At 71.3% G+C, this 17,429-nt stretch carries 11 protein-coding genes; 9 read left to right on the top strand and 2 right to left on the bottom strand.

Annotation, left to right across the window (positions count from 1 at the left end; translation table 11 throughout):
- Window positions 1–53: 53 nt before the first annotated feature.
- On the bottom strand, window positions 54–1,454 hold the full coding sequence (locus ACIBCA_RS35965) for an APC family permease (protein WP_396287375.1): 1,401 nt from the start codon (window positions 1,452–1,454) through the stop codon (window positions 54–56).
- A gap of 336 nt (window positions 1,455–1,790) precedes the next feature.
- Complete coding sequence (gene eccCa / locus ACIBCA_RS35960; RefSeq protein WP_396287374.1) at window positions 1,791–5,732, bottom strand: type VII secretion protein EccCa; 3,942 nt, start codon at window positions 5,730–5,732, stop codon at window positions 1,791–1,793.
- Window positions 5,733–6,083: 351 nt separating this feature from the next.
- Here eccCa and eccD point away from each other — a divergent pair, with 351 nt between their 5' ends.
- From eccD to ACIBCA_RS35915, 9 genes are all read left to right on the top strand, one after another.
- Window positions 6,084–7,544, top strand: coding sequence for a type VII secretion integral membrane protein EccD (gene eccD, locus ACIBCA_RS35955; RefSeq protein ID WP_396287373.1), 1,461 nt, complete (start codon window positions 6,084–6,086; stop codon window positions 7,542–7,544).
- Between the two features lie 199 nt (window positions 7,545–7,743).
- Window positions 7,744–8,034, top strand: coding sequence for a 30S ribosomal protein S15 (gene rpsO, locus ACIBCA_RS35950; RefSeq protein WP_031072625.1), 291 nt, complete (start codon window positions 7,744–7,746; stop codon window positions 8,032–8,034).
- Window positions 8,035–8,487: 453 nt separating this feature from the next.
- Window positions 8,488–10,695 (top strand): polyribonucleotide nucleotidyltransferase, encoded by a 2,208-nt coding sequence (locus ACIBCA_RS35945; protein ID WP_396287372.1) that lies wholly within the window; start codon window positions 8,488–8,490, stop codon window positions 10,693–10,695.
- A 111-nt stretch (window positions 10,696–10,806) separates the two neighbouring features.
- The gene (locus ACIBCA_RS35940) at window positions 10,807–12,180 is read left to right on the top strand and encodes a M16 family metallopeptidase (RefSeq protein WP_396287404.1); all 1,374 of its coding nucleotides are present in this window, start codon (window positions 10,807–10,809) and stop codon (window positions 12,178–12,180) included.
- A 35-nt stretch (window positions 12,181–12,215) separates the two neighbouring features.
- On the top strand, window positions 12,216–12,962 hold the full coding sequence (gene dapB, locus ACIBCA_RS35935; RefSeq protein WP_396287371.1) for a 4-hydroxy-tetrahydrodipicolinate reductase: 747 nt from the start codon (window positions 12,216–12,218) through the stop codon (window positions 12,960–12,962).
- 25 nt (window positions 12,963–12,987) lie between these two features.
- Window positions 12,988–13,449: a hypothetical protein gene (locus ACIBCA_RS35930; protein ID WP_396287370.1), complete on the top strand. Its 462-nt coding sequence runs from the start codon at window positions 12,988–12,990 to the stop codon at window positions 13,447–13,449.
- Entirely contained in the window at window positions 13,446–14,186 is a 741-nt protein-coding gene (gene thyX, locus ACIBCA_RS35925) for an FAD-dependent thymidylate synthase (RefSeq protein WP_396287369.1), read from the top strand. Before ACIBCA_RS35930 ends, thyX begins: the two co-directional genes overlap by 4 nt.
- Before the next feature lie 215 nt (window positions 14,187–14,401).
- The gene (gene dapA / locus ACIBCA_RS35920; protein WP_396287368.1) at window positions 14,402–15,301 is read left to right on the top strand and encodes a 4-hydroxy-tetrahydrodipicolinate synthase; all 900 of its coding nucleotides are present in this window, start codon (window positions 14,402–14,404) and stop codon (window positions 15,299–15,301) included.
- A 171-nt stretch (window positions 15,302–15,472) separates the two neighbouring features.
- Complete coding sequence (locus ACIBCA_RS35915; protein WP_031072611.1) at window positions 15,473–17,158, top strand: ribonuclease J; 1,686 nt, start codon at window positions 15,473–15,475, stop codon at window positions 17,156–17,158.
- Window positions 17,159–17,429: the final 271 nt, after the last annotated feature.

Below are 17,429 nucleotides of genomic sequence, written 5' to 3'. Positions count from 1 at the left end.
AGGCCCGGGGCACCGCCGTGTGGGGGAGGGGAATGGACTGGGGGAACGGGGGCTCAGCCCTGCTGGTCCTCGGGGAGGCTGATCACCCAGCGGGTGTCCTGCCGGGGGCGCAGGTAGAACAGCCAGTAGAGGGTGGCGACGGCGGTGATCCCGCCGGTCCACAGCAGGGGCTCGGTGTCCAGCTTGGTCATGACGTACAGCAGCACGGCGACCAGCACGGCCGGGACGACGGGCCACAGCGGCATCCGCCAGGCGGCCGCGTGCTTGTGGTGGCCGCGGCGCGACAGCAGCGCGGCGACCGCGACCAGCAGATACATCCCGGTGACGGCGACGCCGGTGATGTTGCTGAGCAGCTGGCCCTTGACGAAGCACAGCGCGGCGCCGGGCAGGCCCACCGCCAGGGTGGCGACCCACGGGGAGCCGAAGCGGCCCAGGGTGGAGAACGCCTTGTTGACCGGCTCCGGCCACGCCTTGTCACGGGCGGAGGCGAACAGCACCCGGGAGTTCTGGATGACCATGACGATGCCGGCGTTGATGATGGCCAGCGCCACGCAGAGGCTGATGAAGGTGCCGACCGCCGAGTTGCTCCAGGCGGTGACCATCGCGGGCAGGTCGCCGGCGGTCAGGGACTCCAGGTCGGGGGCGCCCACGGTGATCGCGACCACAGGGACGAGGATGATCGCGGAGGAGATGCCGAGCGTCCACAGCACGGTGCGCGAGACGTTGCGGCGCGGGTTCTCCATCTCCTCGGAGAGGTAGACGGCGGTGGAGAAGCCCTGGGTGATGAACAGGGCGATGCCCATCGCGCCGACGATCGCGCCCATGCTCACCGTGCTGACGGCGCCGTGATCCCCGGCGACGGTGCCGTGCAGCAGGCTCGGGGCCCCGCCGTGGGCGTGGGAGAAGCCGAGCACCGCGACCACGGCGGCCGCGATGACCTCCAGCACGAGGAAGACGCCGGTGATCCAGGCGTTGGCACGCAGGTCCAGCAGGCCCGCCAGGGTGGCGGCCAGCATCACGGCGGCGCCGGTCATGGCCTTGTCCAGGTGCAGGACGGGCGCGAGGTAGTCGGCCGTGCCGAGGGCGATGACCGAGGGGACGATCATCACCACGATCAGCGAGAGCACGAAGACCAGCCAGCCCATCAGCCGCCCGGCCAGGGTGCCGACCATCGCGTACTCGCCGCCGGCGCTGGGGATCAGCGTGCCGAGCTCGGAGTAGCAGAAGGCCACGGCCACACACAGGACGGTGCCGATCGCGATGGCCAGCGCGGTGGCGCTGCCGATGCTGGAGAAGAGCTCCGGCACGATCACGAACAGCGTGGAGGCCGGGGTGACGCAGGACAGTGTGAGCAGAGTGCCGCCCACGACGCCGATCGAGCGCTTGAGTTGCCGGGGTGCCGCCCCGGCCGCCGAGGCGGCTACGGACTGTGGCGGGCGAAGCGTGTCGGTCATGGGGTTCCGATCGGCTGTGCGGTCCTGGGATGGGAGCGGTATCGCCTCCGCTGGCTCGCTGCTCGGGTTGTGGTCAGTGCGCTCCCGGGCCGCAATGGAACCTCCGGCGTACGGACGGCGTCAACGCCGGGAATGCTGCGGAATCCGTTGCGGACGGGCGCATGAACATGCGGCGACGGCCGCCCCCACCGGCCCCCGCACCAGCCCCGACGGGTACGGGAACCGCAGCATCACCGCCGAAATATCCGCATAACGTTTCGGAACCTGGGACGCCGAAGGGGCCGGACTCCGCGGAGCCGACCCCTTCGGTCACTTTCCGTCACCGCCACCGGAGGTTCACGCCACCGGCAGCCACCCCGTCTGCACCATCTGCCCGGCGGTCACCCGGCGCGAGACGAACACCCCGCGCCCCGGCGGCAGCGCCTGCGGCCGCACGTTGCCCAGCAGCGCGCCCTCGTCCCGGTTGCCGGACAGGATCACGCCCTGCCCGCCCAGCTCGCGCATCCGCTGCATCACCGGCTCGTACATCGAGCGCCCGGCGCCGCCCGCGCTGCGGGCCACGATCAGCCGCAGGCCGATGTCCCGGGCGAACGGCAGGAACTCCGCCAGCGGCGCCAGCGGGTTGCCCGAGCTCGTCGCGACCAGCTCGTAGTCGTCCACGATCACGAACATGTCCTTGCCGCTGTACCAGCTGCGGTTGCGCAGCTGCTCGGCCGTGACGTCCGGGCCCGGCAGGCGGCGGGCGCAGGCCCCGCGCAGCATGTCGACGATCGTCGCCATGGCGGGCTGCGCCGCCGCGTACTCCACCAGGTACTCCTCGGGCACCGTGCCCAGCAGGGCCCGCCGGTAGTCGCCGACCACGATGCCCGCCTGGTCCGGTGTGTAGCGCTCGGTGATCTGCTTGATCAGCAGGCGCAGCATCGCCGACTTCCCCGACTCGGTGTCGCCGAAGACGATGAACAGCGGGTCCGTCTCGAAGTTGACGAACACCGGCGACAGCTCGGCCTCGTCCACGCCGAAGGACACCCCGCGCTCGGGGTGCTCGAAGCCCTTGGGCAGCGAGAAGCCGTCCAGGACCGCCGGCAGCATCCGCACCTGCGGGGCGCGCGGGCCCGCCCAGGCGCCGTCGACGGCGGAGACCAGCGCGGCCACCCCGTTCCGGAGGTCCTCCACCGTGGAGGCGCCGTCCAGCCGGGGCAGGCCCGTCAGGAAGTGCAGCCGCTCCGGGGTGATGCCGCGCCCGGCCGAGGCCGGCACGTTCTGCGCCACCCGGCGGTCCACCTCCGACTCCATCGCGTCGCCGAGCTTCAGCTCCACCCGGTTCTGCAGCAGGTCCTTCAGCGCCGGGCGCACCTCCGCGTACCGGGCCGCGGTGACCACCAGGTGCACGCCGTAGCCCAGGCCCCGCTGGGCGATGTCGGCGATGATCTGCTCCAGCGCCTCGAACTCCTGCTTGAAGGTGTTCCAGCCGTCGATCACCAGGAACACGTCGCCGAACGCCTCGTCCGGCAGCTGCCCCGCCGCCCGCCGGGCCCGGTACGTGGCGATGGTGTCGATCCCCGTCGCCCGGAACAGCTCCTCGCGCCGGTTCAGCACCCCGTGCACCTCGGAGACCATCCGGCGCACCTTGTCCACGTCCAGCCGCCCGGCCACCCCGCCGACGTGCGGCAGCCCGGACAGCGAGCCGAAGCTGCCCGCACCGAAGTCCAGCAGGTAGAACTGCGCCTCGCGCGGGGTGTGGGTGACGGCGAAGGAGGTCACCAGTGTGCGCACCACTGTCGACTTGCCCGAGCGCGGACCGCCCACGATCAGACCGTGGCCGGCTGCCCCGGAGTAGTCGACCTCCAGGATGTCCGTCTTCTGCTCGCGCGGCTTGTCCACGACGCCGATCGGCACCCGCAGCCGCCCGCCCGGGTACGCCGGCGCCGTCAGGCCGCGCTCGGGCGCCACCTGCAGCGGCGGCAGCAGGTGGTCCAGGCTCGGCGCCTCCTCCAGCGGCGGCAGCCACACCTGGTGCGCCGCCGGGCCCTGGCCCGTCATCCGCTGCACGAACACGTCCAGCACGGTGTCCACCAGCGCGTCGTCCTGCTCCGGCGCCGCCGGGGCCTCCTCCTCCACCGGGTCCGGCAGGTCCACGTACGCCGCCGTGAACTCCACCGGCTTCGCGTTCAGCCGCCGCCCGCCCGTCGACCGCTGCTGCCCCGGCGCCCGGTACGGCCCCGAGACGTACGCGGCCTTGAACCGGTCCATCACGTCCTCGCCGAACTTCAGGTACCCCACGCCCGGCACCGGCGGCAGGTGGTACGCGTCCGGCACGCCGATCGCCGCCCGCGACTCCGCCGCCGAGAAGGTCCGCAGACCGATCCGGTACGACAGGTACGTGTCCAGGCCGCGCAGCTTGCCCTCCTCCAGGCGCTGCGAGGCCAGCAGCAGGTGCACGCCCAGCGACCGGCCGATGCGGCCGATCTGGATGAACATCTCGATGAAGTCCGGTTTGGCGGTGAGCAGTTCGGAGAACTCGTCGATGATCAGCACCAGCGAGGGCAGCGGGTCCAGCGCGGCGCCGGCCGCCCGCGCCCGCTCGTACTCGTGGATGTTCGCGTAGTTGCCCGAGCGGTGCAGCAGCTCCTGGCGGCGGTGCAGCTCGCCCTCGATCGCGTCCCGCATGCGGTCCACGAGGGTCAGCTCGCCCTCCAGGTTGGTGATCACCGCCGAGGTGTGCGGCATGTCGGCCATGCCCAGGAACGTCGCGCCGCCCTTGAAGTCGGCGAGCACGAAGTTCAGCGTCTCCGAGGAGTGCGTCATCGCCAGCGCCAGCACCAGCGTGCGCAGCAGCTCCGACTTGCCCGAACCGGTCGCGCCCACGCACAGGCCGTGCGGGCCCATGCCCTCCAGCGCGGCCTCCTTGATGTCCAGGTACACCTGCTCGCCGCCCGCGCCCACGCCGATCGGCACCCGCAGCCGCTCGTGCTGCGCTCTCGGCCGCCAGCTGCGCGCCACGTCGAAGGAGCCCGGATCGCCCGAGTTCATCAGGTCGGTGAAGTCCAGGTTCGACAGCAGCGGCTCGTCGTCCCCGCCCGCCGAGACCCGGTACGGCGCCAGCTGCCGCGCCAGCGCCTCCGACTGCCAGGTCGACAGCAGGTCCGGCCTGCCGGTGTACGTCGCCCCCGAGGCCGACCGCAGCACCAGCTTCTCGGAGTCGACCGTCACCATCAGGTGCCCGCTCGGCTCGTCCACCTCACCGGGGACGACCTCGATCACCGTCACGCCCTGAAGCCCCTCCGGGCTCGCCAGCAGCGAGTCGTGCGGCACCGCGGCGCCGTCCATCACCACCACCAGGTGCGGCTGGTCCGGCTGCGCGGCCGCGTCCCGGACGAAGCGCTGGCGGCCGGACAGCTCCTCCTGGAGCAGGAACTCCAGCTCGCCCAGGTCATGGGCCGTCAGCCGGCGCGAACCCGCGCCGTCGCCCTCCTTGCGGTGCTGGTTGTGCGGGAGCCACTTCGTCCACTCCCACTCCTCGGCCGCGCCCGGCGCCGCCGCGACCGCCACCAGCAGGTCGTCCGGCGAGTGCAGGGTCGTCAACTGGGCGATCATCGCCCGCACGTTGCCGTACACCGAGTCCGGCTCCCCGCACACCGTGATGTGGTAGAACGCCCGCAGCGACACCGCCAGCGGCAGGTCCTGAAGAGTGCCGTGCGCCTTCAGGAACGAGTGCATCGCCGCCGAGGACAGCGGCTCCAGCTCGTCCCTCGGCGCCGTCTGCGGCGCCACCAGCGGGGTCGACAGCTGCACCGGGCCCAGACCGACCCGGATCTGCGCGAAGTCCCCGTCCCCGGAGCGCCGTTCCCACAGCCGCCGCCCGTCCGCCACGATCGACCACAGCTGGTCCGGCGCCGGGTTCAGGAACAGCAGGGCGCCGCGCTGGCTCTCCGCCGTCTTCCTGACCTGGCGGCGCATCTGCTGCAGGTACTTGAGGTAGTCGCGCCGCTCGTCCGCCAGCGCCGTCGACCCGCCCTTGCGGGCCCGGACCACCTGCGCCAGCACCATGCCCAGCGTCGAGGCGACCATCAGACCGCCCATGATCTGCATCACCGGCTGCGAACCCGGCGCGAAGAAGAACACCGCCGAACCACCCATGCCCAGCATGGGCAGGATGCTCATCAGCCAGTCCTCGCCGCCGTGCCGCGGGATCTCCGGCGGGCTCTCCAGCTCCACCGGATCGTCCGGCACCGCCGGCGGATAGGCCCTGGCCGGGCGCTTGACCGTGATCACACCCATGTGCCATCCACCCCTGTGTCATCCACCCCGCGGCGTCGATCGATCACTTCGGCATCAGCCCTCACGCAACTGGACTCGTACGGCTCGCACGGAACTTGAGACCGAGGACCCCCGCCCCCACGCGCAGGGGCCGATCCTAACGGTCGCGCCCGCACCGTCCGCCAGCGCCCGGGCTCCGACGGGCCCGGGCACGAACCGACCCGGTAGGGTAACGCCGCGCCAACTCGCGGCCAGGCCCACCCCGTTCACCGGTCCACCGGCCGCCGCGCAGCAGCCACACCGAGCGCCGCCGCGCGGCGGCGCCGTCAACGAGGGGGAGCGCCCAGTGCGTCGAAGGATCGAGGGGCGGCCGTGACCAGTCCCGCCGCGACCGGCTACTGCCGGGTCACCGTCGTCGCGCCGGACCGCCGGATCGACGTCGCCCTGCCCGAGGACGTCCCGCTCGCGGACGTCTACCCCGAGGTGCTGCGCCTGGCCAACCAGAGCCAGCCCGACGGCGCCCCCACCGGCTTCCACCTCGTGCGCCGCGACGGCACCGTCCTCGACAGCGGCCTGCCGCTCGCCGCCCAGCAGGTCCGCGACGGCGACCTGCTCGCGCTGCGCCCCTTCGCCGAGTCCCTCCCGCCGGCCGTCTACGACGACGTCGCCGACGCCATCGCCAGCGCCGTCCAGGCCGACCACCGCTTCTGGACCGCCGAACTCATGCGCGCCTTCGGCCTCATCGGCGCCGGCGTCCTGCTCACCCTGCTCGGCTTCGCGCTCTGGTACTCCGACCTGCGCCACGACATGCACGGCCTGCCCGGCGTACTCGCCGGCGTCACCGCCGTCGTGCTCACCGCCCTGGCCGGCGTGCGCGCCCGGGTCTACCAGGACGCCCACGCCGCCCTCGCCCTGGGCCTCGGCGCCCTGCCGCACGCCCTGATCGGCGGCAGCGGCCTCCTCGCCGTCGCCCACCGCGGGGACGGGCCGGGCCGCCTGCAGTTCCTCGCCGGCTGCATCGCCGTCCTGGTCCTCGCCGTGCTGCTCGCGGGCCTGCTGCCCGAGAAGGACGCCGTCTTCGTCGCCGCCGCCCTGGTCGCCGCCGCCGGATCGCTCGCCACCTTCACCGCCGTCCTGATGCCGCGCACCCCCGCCGGGAACATCGCCGCCGTCACCGGCGTCACCGCCGTCGCCGCGATCGGCTTCCTGCCCAGCCTCTCCGCCCGCTTCGCCCGGCTGCCCGTCGGCTTCAGCGCCCCCGGCCAGAGCCGCACCCGCAGCCGCGACTACGACGAGGAGGCCGAGCGCGCCGAGGCCGTCCAGTACGAGCGGATCGCCCACCAGGCCCGCCGCGGCCACGAGGTGCTCGTCGGCCTCGTCGGCGGCTGCGCCGCGGTCGTGGTCGGCGCGAGCGCCGTCCTCGCCTTCACCGACCGGACGTACCCCGAGCTGCTCGCCCTGGCCCTGGGCCTGGCCACCATGCTGCGCGCCCGGCTCTTCCGCTACACCGCCCAGGTGCTCAGCCTCACCGTCGCCGGACTGCTCGGCCTGTGCCTGCTGATCGTGGGCCTGTCCCTGCACACCCCGCAGTTCCTGCTGCGCGCGGCCGGTTCCACCACCGAGCTCGACCTGCGCACCGTCTGGCTCGGCGCCTCCATCGCGCTCGGCGCCGCGCTGCTCACCGCCATCGCCCTGGTGGTGCCCCGCAGCGGCGTGTCCCCCTTCTGGGGGAGGGTGCTCGACCTGGTCGACAGCCTCACCCTGATCGCCCTCGTCCCGTTGGCGCTGGCCGTGCTGGACGTGTACCGGCTGGTCCGGGGCGCCACCGGCTGAGCACCCGCCCGGGGCGGGCGGACGGGGCTCGGACGGGGCTCGGACGGGGCCTGGGCGGGCACTGGTACGCTTGGCCTTCGAGCGCAGCCGTGTGTCCGCCCCCAGGGGCACCGACCTCCGGCCTCGCTCCCGACACCGAGTTCTCGTTGAGTCCTGTGCTGTCGACCAGGACCGCTCGGTAGACCCCGAAGGAGTTGCAGTGGCTCTCGCCTCTGACGTCAAGAAGCAGATTTTCGCCGAGTTCGGCCAGAAGGAGGGCGACACCGGCTCCCCCGAGGTCCAGGTGGCCATGCTCTCCCGTCGCATCTCGGACCTGACCGAGCACCTCAAGACCCACAAGCACGACCACCACTCGCGCCGTGGCCTGCTGATCCTGGTCGGCCAGCGCCGCCGCCTGCTGCAGTACCTGGCCAAGAAGGACATCGAGCGCTTCCGTACGCTCGTCGACCGCCTGGGCATCCGCCGCGGTGCCGCCGGTGGCGCCCGCTAAGACCGCCGCACGGGGCGGCTCCCCACACCGGGGAGCCGCCCCTCGCGCGTATGCCGCGGCCTTCGGGCGGCGGCGCCCGCACATAACAACTCGCGCGCACCTCCCCAGGTGGCCGAGGATTGCACCGTAGGGTTGTGGGCATGCCGGGTGATGGCGCAGCAGCGCGCCACCCGCGCAGAAGAACCCGAACCCCCGCGGGACGAAGGCTTCAAACGGAAGCCGCCCGCATCCGAGAGAGCGTCCAGACGCGGACCGCCCACCCGGCCCGGCAGCCGTAGCCGCCGGTCCTCGGTAGTGGCCCCCGGAAGCCCCGCAGACGAGCGGGGCGCACCGGAGGCTTCGATCGAAGACCGGCCCGACTGCCGCCCTCCCAGAGGGGAGGGCCACCGGACCGACCGCAGGCAGGACGCGGGGACGCTCTCCCGGAGACGTACGAAAGAGGAGATCTTCCAGGTGGAAGAGAACGTGTTCTACGCCGAGGCCGTCATCGACAACGGCGCCTTCGGCACCCGTACCATCCGCTTCGAGACCGGCCGCCTGGCCCGTCAGGCCGCCGGTTCCGCCGTGGCCTACCTCGACGACGACACCATGGTGCTGTCGGCCACCAGCGCGTCCAAGCAGCCGAAGGAGCACTTCGACTTCTTCCCGCTGACCGTGGACGTCGAGGAGCGGATGTACGCCGCGGGCCGCATCCCCGGCTCGTTCTTCCGTCGTGAGGGCCGGCCCTCCGAGGATGCGATCCTCACCTGCCGCCTGATCGACCGCCCGCTGCGCCCGTCCTTCGTCAAGGGCCTGCGCAACGAGGTCCAGGTCGTCTGCACCGTCATGGCGCTCAACCCGGACCACCTGTACGACGTGGTGGCCATCAACGCCGCCTCCGCCTCCACCCAGCTGGCGGGCCTGCCGTTCTCCGGCCCCATCGGCGGCGTGCGCGTCGCGCTGATCAAGGGCCAGTGGGTCGCGTTCCCGACCCACAGCGAGCTCGAGTCGGCCGTCTTCGACATGGTCGTCGCCGGTCGCGTCATGGCCGACGGTGACGTCGCGATCATGATGGTCGAGGCCGAGGCCACCGACAAGACCATCAAGCTGGTCGAGGGCGGCGCCGAGGCGCCGACCGAGGAGGTCGTGGCCTCCGGCCTCGACGCCGCCAAGCCGTTCATCAAGGTGCTGTGCGCCGCCCAGGCGCAGCTGGCCGCCCAGGCCGCCAAGCCGACCGCCGAGTTCCCGGTCTTCCTGGACTACCAGGACGACGTGCTCGCCGCGCTCACCTCCGCCGTCAAGGACGAGCTGGCCCAGGCCCTCACCATCGCCGGCAAGCAGGAGCGCAACAACGAGCTCGACCGCGTCAAGGCGCTCGCCGCCGAGAAGCTGCTCCCCGAGTTCGAGGGCCGCGAGAAGGAGATCAGCGCCGCCTACAACGCGCTGACCAAGAAGGTCGTCCGCGAGCGCGTCATCACGGACAAGATCCGCATCGACGGCCGCGGCGTCACCGACATCCGCACCCTGGCCGCCGAGGTCGAGGCCATCCCGCGCGTCCACGGCTCGGCCCTGTTCGAGCGCGGCGAGACCCAGATCCTGGGCGTCACCACGCTGAACATGCTCCGCATGGAGCAGCAGCTCGACACGCTCTCCCCGGAGACGCGTCGCCGCTACATGCACAACTACAACTTCCCGCCGTACTCGGTCGGCGAGACCGGTCGCGTCGGTGCCCCCAAGCGCCGCGAGATCGGCCACGGCGCCCTGGCGGAGCGGGCCCTCATCCCGGTCCTGCCGACCCGCGAGGAGTTCCCCTACGCGATCCGCCAGGTCTCCGAGGCGCTGAGCTCCAACGGCTCCACCTCGATGGGCTCGGTCTGCGCCTCCACCATGTCGCTGCTGAACGCCGGTGTGCCGCTGAAGGCCGCCGTCGCCGGTATCGCCATGGGCCTGATCTCCCAGGAGATCGACGGCGAGACCCACTACGTCGCGCTGACCGACATCCTCGGTGCCGAGGACGCGTACGGCGACATGGACTTCAAGGTCGCCGGTACCCGCAACTTCATCACCGCGCTGCAGCTGGACACCAAGCTGAACGGCATCCCGGCCTCGGTCCTGGCCGCCGCCCTCAAGCAGGCCCGCGACGCCCGTCTGCACATCCTCGACGTGATGAACGAGGCCATCGACTCGCCCGACGAGATGTCCCCGAACGCGCCGCGCATCATCACCATCAAGATCCCGGTGGACAAGATCGGTGAGGTCATCGGCCCCAAGGGCAAGATGATCAACCAGATCCAGGAGGACACCGGCGCCGAGATCACGATCGAGGACGACGGCACCATCTACATCGGTGCCGCCGACGGTCCGGCCGCCGAGGCCGCCCGCACCACGATCAACCAGATCGCCAACCCGACCATGCCGGAGGTCGGTGAGCGCTACCTGGGCACCGTGGTCAAGACCACGACGTTCGGCGCGTTCGTCTCGCTCATGCCGGGCAAGGACGGTCTGCTGCACATCTCGCAGATCCGCAAGCTCGCCGGCGGCAAGCGCGTGGAGAACGTCGAGGACGTCCTCGGCGTCGGCGCCAAGGTGCAGGTCGAGATCGCCGAGATCGACCCGCGCGGCAAGCTGTCCCTGATCCCGGTCGTCGAGGGCGAGGAAGGCGAAGAGGCCGCTTCCGAGTGAAGCGCCGCTAGCTGACCCTTGCGGCCCGTACGCCTCCCGGCGTGCGGGCCGCACCCTGTTGTCCACGCGTCCTGTTCCACGCGTTCGTCCGCACGTGCCCTTCCGCGTGCGATTCCTCTGGAGGTACCCCCCGTGGCCGAGGCCCCGGCGGTAACGCAGCGTCCCGGAAGCACCCGGACCCTGCTCAAGGGCGTCGACGGCGCCGGCACCGTGCGCCGCACCGTCCTGCCCGGCGGCCTGCGGGTCGTCACCGAGACCCTGCCGACCGTGCGCTCGGCGACGTTCGGCATCTGGGTCGGCGTCGGCTCGCGGGACGAGACCCCGCAGCTCAACGGCGCCACCCACTACCTGGAGCACCTGCTCTTCAAGGGCACCGAGCGGCGCAGCGCGCTGGACATCTCGGCGGCCCTGGACGCGGTCGGCGGCGAGATGAACGCCTTCACCGCGAAGGAGAACACCTGCTACTACGCGCGGGTGCTGGACACCGACCTGCCGCTGGCCGTCGACGTCGTCTGCGACATGCTCACCGGCTCGCTCATCCGCCCCGAGGACGTGGAGGCCGAACGCGGCGTCATCCTCGAGGAGATGGCGATGGCCGAGGACGACCCGGGCGACGTGGTGCACGACCTGTTCGCCAAGGTGATCTACGGCAGCGGCCCGCTCGGCCGCCCGATCCTCGGCACCCAGGAGACCGTCAACTCCCTGACCAGGGAGCAGATCGCGGGCTTCTACCACCGCCGCTACCGCCCCGAGCACCTCGTCGTCGCCGCGGCCGGCAACCTGGACCACCGCAAGGTCGTCCGCCAGGTCGAGAAGGCGTTCGCCCCGGTGCTCGCCCGCTCCACCGCCGTGCCCGCCGAGGCCCGCCGGGGCGTCAAGGTCCTGCGCACGGCCGGCAAGGTCGAGGTGCTCAACCGCTCCACCGAGCAGGCCCACCTGGTCCTCGGCGTGCCCGGGGTGCCCCGGCACGACGAGCGCCGCTGGGCGATGGGCGTCCTCAACGCGGCGCTGGGCGGCGGGATGAGCTCCCGGCTGTTCCAGGAGGTCCGCGAGAAGCGGGGCCTGGCGTACTCGGTGTACTCGTACTCCTCCTCCTACGCCGACAGCGGCCTGTTCGGCATCTACGCCGGCTGCCAGCCCAAGCGCGTCGAGGAGGTGCTGCGGATCTGCCGCGAGGAGCTCGCCAAGGTGGTCGCCGACGGCATCACGGAGGAGGAGCTGCACCGGGCCATCGGCCAGATCTCCGGCTCCACCGTGCTCGGCATGGAGGACACCGGCTCGCTGATGAACCGCATCGGCAAGGCCGAACTCAGCTACGGGCACCACCTGTCCGTGGACGCCATGCTGGAGCGCATCGCCGCGGTGACCCTGGAGGACGTCCACGCGGTCGCGCGTGATGTGCTGGGGGCCTACCGGCCGTCGCTGGCGCTGATCGGTCCGGTCAACGACAAGCGGGCCGCCAAGCTCGCCGATCTGCTCGTCTGACGTTTCCGCTGGGTTCCGCAGAGAGGACTTTCGCAATGACGCTGCGCGTCGCCGTGATCGGCGCCAAGGGGCGGATCGGCTCCGAGGCGGTCAAGGCCGTGGAGGCCGCGCCGGACATGGAGCTGGTGGCCACCCTCGGCCGCGGCTCCGACCTGGAGGAGCTGACCCGCTCCGGCGCCCAGGTGGCCGTCGAACTCACCCACCCGGACTCGGTGATGGGCAACCTCGACTTCTGCCTGCACCACGGCGTCCACGTGGTCACCGGCACCACCGGCTGGACGGACGAGCGCCTCGCCACCGTCCGCGGCTGGCTGGCGGAAGCCCCCGGACTCGGCCTGCTGATCGCCCCGAACTTCTCCATCGGCGCGATCCTCGGCATGCGGTTCTCGCAGATCGCCGCGAAGTACTTCGAGTCCGTCGAGGTGGTCGAACTCCACCACGACAACAAGGCCGACGCCCCCAGCGGCACCGCCACCCGCACCGCCCAGCTGATCGCCGCCGCCCGCGCCGAGGCCGGCCGGCCCCGGCAGCAGGACCCGACCACCCACAGCCTGCCCGGCGCGCGCGGCGCCGACGTGGACGGCATCCCGGTGCACGCCGTACGGCTGCGCGGGCTGCTCGCCCACCAGCAGGTGATGTTCGGCGACACCGGCGAGACGCTCACCATCCGGCACGACTCGCTGCACCACAGCAGCTTCATGCCGGGCATCCTGCTGGGCGTGCGCAAGGTCGTCGGGACCCCCGGGCTGACTCTCGGCCTCGAGAACTTCCTGGACCTGTGACCGTGTTGAATGCAAAGAGGGCGAAATGACCTCTCGTACCGGCTTCTTCCTCCTCTCCGGCGTGCTGCTGCTGGTGGCCCTGCTGTGCGTCGGGGAGGGCGTCCAGCTGATCGCCACCGGCAAGCCGCTCGGCATCGGCATAGGCGTCTGCGCCTTCGTGATCCCGGTGATCGGCGTGTGGTTCCTGCGCCAGACCGTCCGCTTCGGGCGCGACAGCGAGCGGCTCGCCCGTGAGCTGGAGGCGGAGGGCGGGCTGCCGGTCGACGAGCTCGCACGCAGCAGGGGAGGCCGGATCGACCGCGCCTCGGCCGACGCGGTGTTCGCCCGCCGCCAGGCCGAGGCGGAGGCCGCCCCCGGCGACTGGCGCGTCTGGTTCCGCCTCGCCGTCGCGTACGCCGACGCCGGCGACACCCCGCGCGCCCGCAAGACCATGCAGCACGCCATCAAGCTGCACAGCACCGAACCCGCAAGGAGTAGTACCGCGTGAGCGAGGAACAGGACGACCGGAAGGCCCCCGCCTTCCGCAGCGACGTGACCGTGGAGCTGGTCCGCAGTGCCGCCGCCGACTCGGACGTCATCTGGGCGGCCCGCGTCTCGACGGCGGGGGAGCAGTCCCTGGAGGCGGTGCAGGCGGACCCGGAGAAGTCCAAGGGCCTGATCAACTTCCTGATGCGCGACCGGCACGGCACGCCCTTCGAGCACAACTCGATGACCTTCTTCATCAGCGCGCCGATCTTCGTCTTCCGCGAGTTCCACCGCCACCGCAGCGGCTGGTCGTACAACGAGGAGTCCGGCCGCTACCGCGAGCTGGAGCCGGTGTTCTACGTCCCCGCCGAGGACCGCAAGCTCGTCCAGCAGGGCCGCCCGGGCAAGTACGAGTTCCACGAGGGCACCCCGGAGCAGCACCGGACGACCACCGAGGCCATGGAGGCCTCGTACCGCGAGTCCTACGCCCGCTACCAGGAGATGCTGGCGGCCGGCGTGGCCCGCGAGGTCGCCCGCGCGGTGCTGCCGGTGGGCCTGTTCTCCTCGATGTACGCCACCTGCAACGCGCGCTCGCTGATGCACTTCCTCTCGCTGCGCACCAGGCGGGACAACTCGGCGGTGCCCTCCTTCCCGCAGCGCGAGATCGAGATGGTCGCCGAGCGGATGGAGGAGCAGTGGGCGCAGCTCATGCCGCTCACCCATGCGGCCTTCGAGAAGCACGGTCGGGTCGCCCCCTGACCTGGGACGACGGGCATCCGGCAGAGTGTCCGGCATGTCTGGATTGCGGCTTTTCCGGCCGCTCCCTACATTCGTGAACACGGATTCCGGTGCTGCCCGAACCCCCGAGCGGGCAGCACCGGAATCCCATGTACGGGCCGTCCGACCCCTCTGACCTGTCCGAACCCTGGACCGGCATGGGTGTCGCCCCACCGCCTACGAGTAGCTTTGGACGCATGGCTCCGACCTCCACCCCCCAGACCCCGTTCGGCCGGGTCCTGACCGCCATGGTCACCCCGTTCACCGCCGACGGCGGGATCGACTTCGACGGCGCCCAGCGCCTCGCGACGCACCTCGTCGACTCCGGCAACGACGGCCTCGTCGTCAACGGCACCACCGGTGAGTCCCCGACCACCACCGACGCCGAGAAGGCCCAGCTCGTCCGCGCCGTGGTGGAGGCCGTCGGCGATCGCGCCCACGTGGTGGCCGGAGCCGGCACCAACGACACCCGCCACAGCGTCGAGCTGGCCCGCCGGGCGGAGGCCTCCGGGGCGCACGGCCTGCTGCTGGTGACGCCCTACTACAACAAGCCCCCGCAGGAGGGCCTGTACCGGCACTTCACCGCCGTCGCGGACGCCACCGGGCTGCCGGTCATGCTGTACGACATCCCGGGCCGCAGCGGCGTCGCCATCGGCCACGAGACGCTGGTCAGACTCGGCGAGCACCCGCGCATCGTCGCCAACAAGGACGCCAAGGGCGACGTGGCCGCCGCTTCCTGGGCGATCGCCCGCTCGGGCCTCGCCTGGTACTCCGGCGACGACGTCCTCACCCTCCCGCTGCTGTCGGTCGGAGCCGTCGGCGTGGTCAGCGTCGCCGGACACCTCGTCGCCCGCGAGATCAGGACGATGACCGAGGCCCACCTGGCCGGCGATGTGGCCAAGGCCACGGCGATCCACCAGAGCCTCCTGCCGGTGTTCACCGGTATCTTCCGCACCCAGGGCGTGATCCTCACCAAGGCCGCCCTCGAACTCCAGGGCCTCCCCGCCGGGCCGCTGCGCCTGCCGCTGGTCGGCGCGACGCCCGAGGAGATCGCTAAATTGAGGCAGGATCTCGCCGCCGGCGGGGTACACCTGTAGCAGACACGGACGTGCGCGCCCCGGCTCGCCGGACCCTCACGGGACCGCCGCTGGACCGGATCGAAGGCGCGAGAGCACAGACCCAGTAGGAAGAACGACACTGAGAACGCACGCCATATGTCTCCAGGGGGAGGACCCCGGGCATATGGCGTGCGTCGTGAGGAGAGTCTTTTGAGCCACCCGCATCCCGAACTCGGCGCACCCCCGGCCCTCAAGGAGGGCGCCCTGCGCATCACCCCGCTCGGCGGTCTCGGCGAGATCGGCCGCAACATGACGGTCCTCGAGTACGGGGGCCGCATCCTGATCATCGACTGCGGCGTCCTCTTCCCCGAGGACGAGCAGCCCGGCGTGGACCTGATCCTCCCGGACTTCACCTACATCCGGGACCGCCTCGACAAGATCGACGGCATCGTCCTCACCCACGGCCACGAGGACCACATCGGCGCCGTCCCGTTCCTCCTGCGGGAGAACCCGGACATCCCGCTGATCGGCTCGAAGCTGACCCTCGCCCTGATCGAGGCCAAGCTCGCCGAACACCGCATCCGCCCGTACGTGCTGGAGGTCAAGGAGGGCGAGCGCGAGCGCATCGGTCCCTTCGACTGCGAGTTCATCGCGGTCAACCACTCCATCCCGGACGCCCTCGCCGTGGCCGTCCGCACCCCCGCCGGCATGGTCGTGGCCACCGGCGACTTCAAGATGGACCAGCTGCCGCTCGACGGCCGCCTCACCGACCTGCCGACCTTCGCCAAGCTGGCGGAGGAGGGCATGGACCTGCTGCTGGTGGACTCCACCAACGCCGAGGTCCCCGGTTTCATCCCGCACGAGCGCGACATCTCGGCGGCGCTGCGCAACGTCTTCGCCAACGCGGACAAGCGCATCATCGTCGCCTCCTTCGCGAGCCACGTGCACCGCATCCAGCAGGTGCTGGACGCCGCCCACGAGTACAAGCGCAAGGTCGCCTTCGTGGGCCGCTCGATGGTCCGCAACATGGGCATCGCCCGCGACCTCGGCTACCTCAAGGTGCCCGGCAACATGGTCGTGGACGTCAAGCAGCTGGACGACCTCCCGGACAAGGAGGTCGTGCTCATCTGCACCGGTTCGCAGGGCGAGCCCATGGCCGCGCTGTCCCGGATGGCCAACCGCGACCACCAGATCCGCATCGTCGAGGGCGACACGGTGGTCCTCGCGTCCTCGCTGATCCCGGGCAACGAGAACGCCGTCTACCGCGTCATCAACGGCCTGACCCGCTGGGGCGCCAAGGTCGTGCACAAGGGCAACGCCAAGGTGCACGTCTCCGGCCACGCTTCGGCCGGCGAGCTGCTCTACTTCTTCAACATCTGCAAGCCGCGCAACCTCATGCCGGTGCACGGCGAGTGGCGCCATCTGCGGGCGGCGGCCGAGCTGGGAATCGCCACCGGCATTCCGCGCAACCGGGTGGTCATCGCGGAGGACGGCGTCTGCGTCGACCTGGAGAAGGGCGTCGCCCGGATCGTCGGCAAGGTCCAGGCCGGTTACGTCTACGTCGACGGCTCCTCGGTCGGCGACATCACCGAAGCCTCGCTCAAGGACCGCAGGATCCTGGGCGAGGAGGGCTTCATCTCGGTCTTCGTCGCGGTCGACTCGACCAACGGCAAGATGGTCGGTGGCCCGACCATCCAGGCCCGCGGCTCCGGTATCGACGACAACGCCTTCGTGCCCGTCGTCGCCAAGCTCCAGGAGGCCCTGGACCGCTCGGCCAGCGACGGCGTTCTGGAGCCCCGCCAGGTGCAGCAGCTCGTCCGCCGCACCATCGGCAAGTGGGTGGCGGACAACTACCGCCGCCGTCCGATGATCCTGCCGGTCGTCGTCGAGGTTTGAGCCTGCTGAGGCTGGTTTGACGTGGGGCAGCCCGGTGCGTAGTGTTCTCCGGGTTGCCCCACGGGACGAGCCCCAAGGAAGTTCTCGAATTCGAATCCGAATTCGAGAAGGACCGGGAAAACGGACCGAGAAACTCTGATAGAGTTCGGGAGCGCCGAAAGGCGAAAGCCAAATCGGATGAATGAAACTCCGGAAAACGGAGCGGAAAACATCTGATAAGCTGGAAACACGAAAGAACGAAGCGCCCGGAGGGCCCGCTGGAAGGCGGCTC

Origin of the sequence: Kitasatospora sp. NPDC051170, assembly GCF_044455705.1 — a bacterium.
Taxonomy (GTDB): domain Bacteria; phylum Actinomycetota; class Actinomycetes; order Streptomycetales; family Streptomycetaceae; genus Kitasatospora.
Note: the sequence above shows the minus strand (reverse complement) of the source record. Positions and strands in the feature narration are given on the sequence as shown.

Excerpts from the sequence above, each read along its gene's own strand:
- ACIBCA_RS35965 (WP_396287375.1), bottom strand. The coding sequence starts at position 1,454 with ATGACCGACACGCTTCGCCCGCCACAGTCCGTAGCCGCCTCGGCGGCC.
- eccCa (WP_396287374.1), bottom strand. The coding sequence starts at position 5,732 with ATGGGTGTGATCACGGTCAAGCGCCCGGCCAGGGCCTATCCGCCGGCG.
- dapB (WP_396287371.1), top strand. The coding sequence starts at position 12,216 with ATGACGCTGCGCGTCGCCGTGATCGGCGCCAAGGGGCGGATCGGCTCC.
- ACIBCA_RS35930 (WP_396287370.1), top strand. The coding sequence starts at position 12,988 with ATGACCTCTCGTACCGGCTTCTTCCTCCTCTCCGGCGTGCTGCTGCTG.
- dapA (WP_396287368.1), top strand. The coding sequence starts at position 14,402 with ATGGCTCCGACCTCCACCCCCCAGACCCCGTTCGGCCGGGTCCTGACC.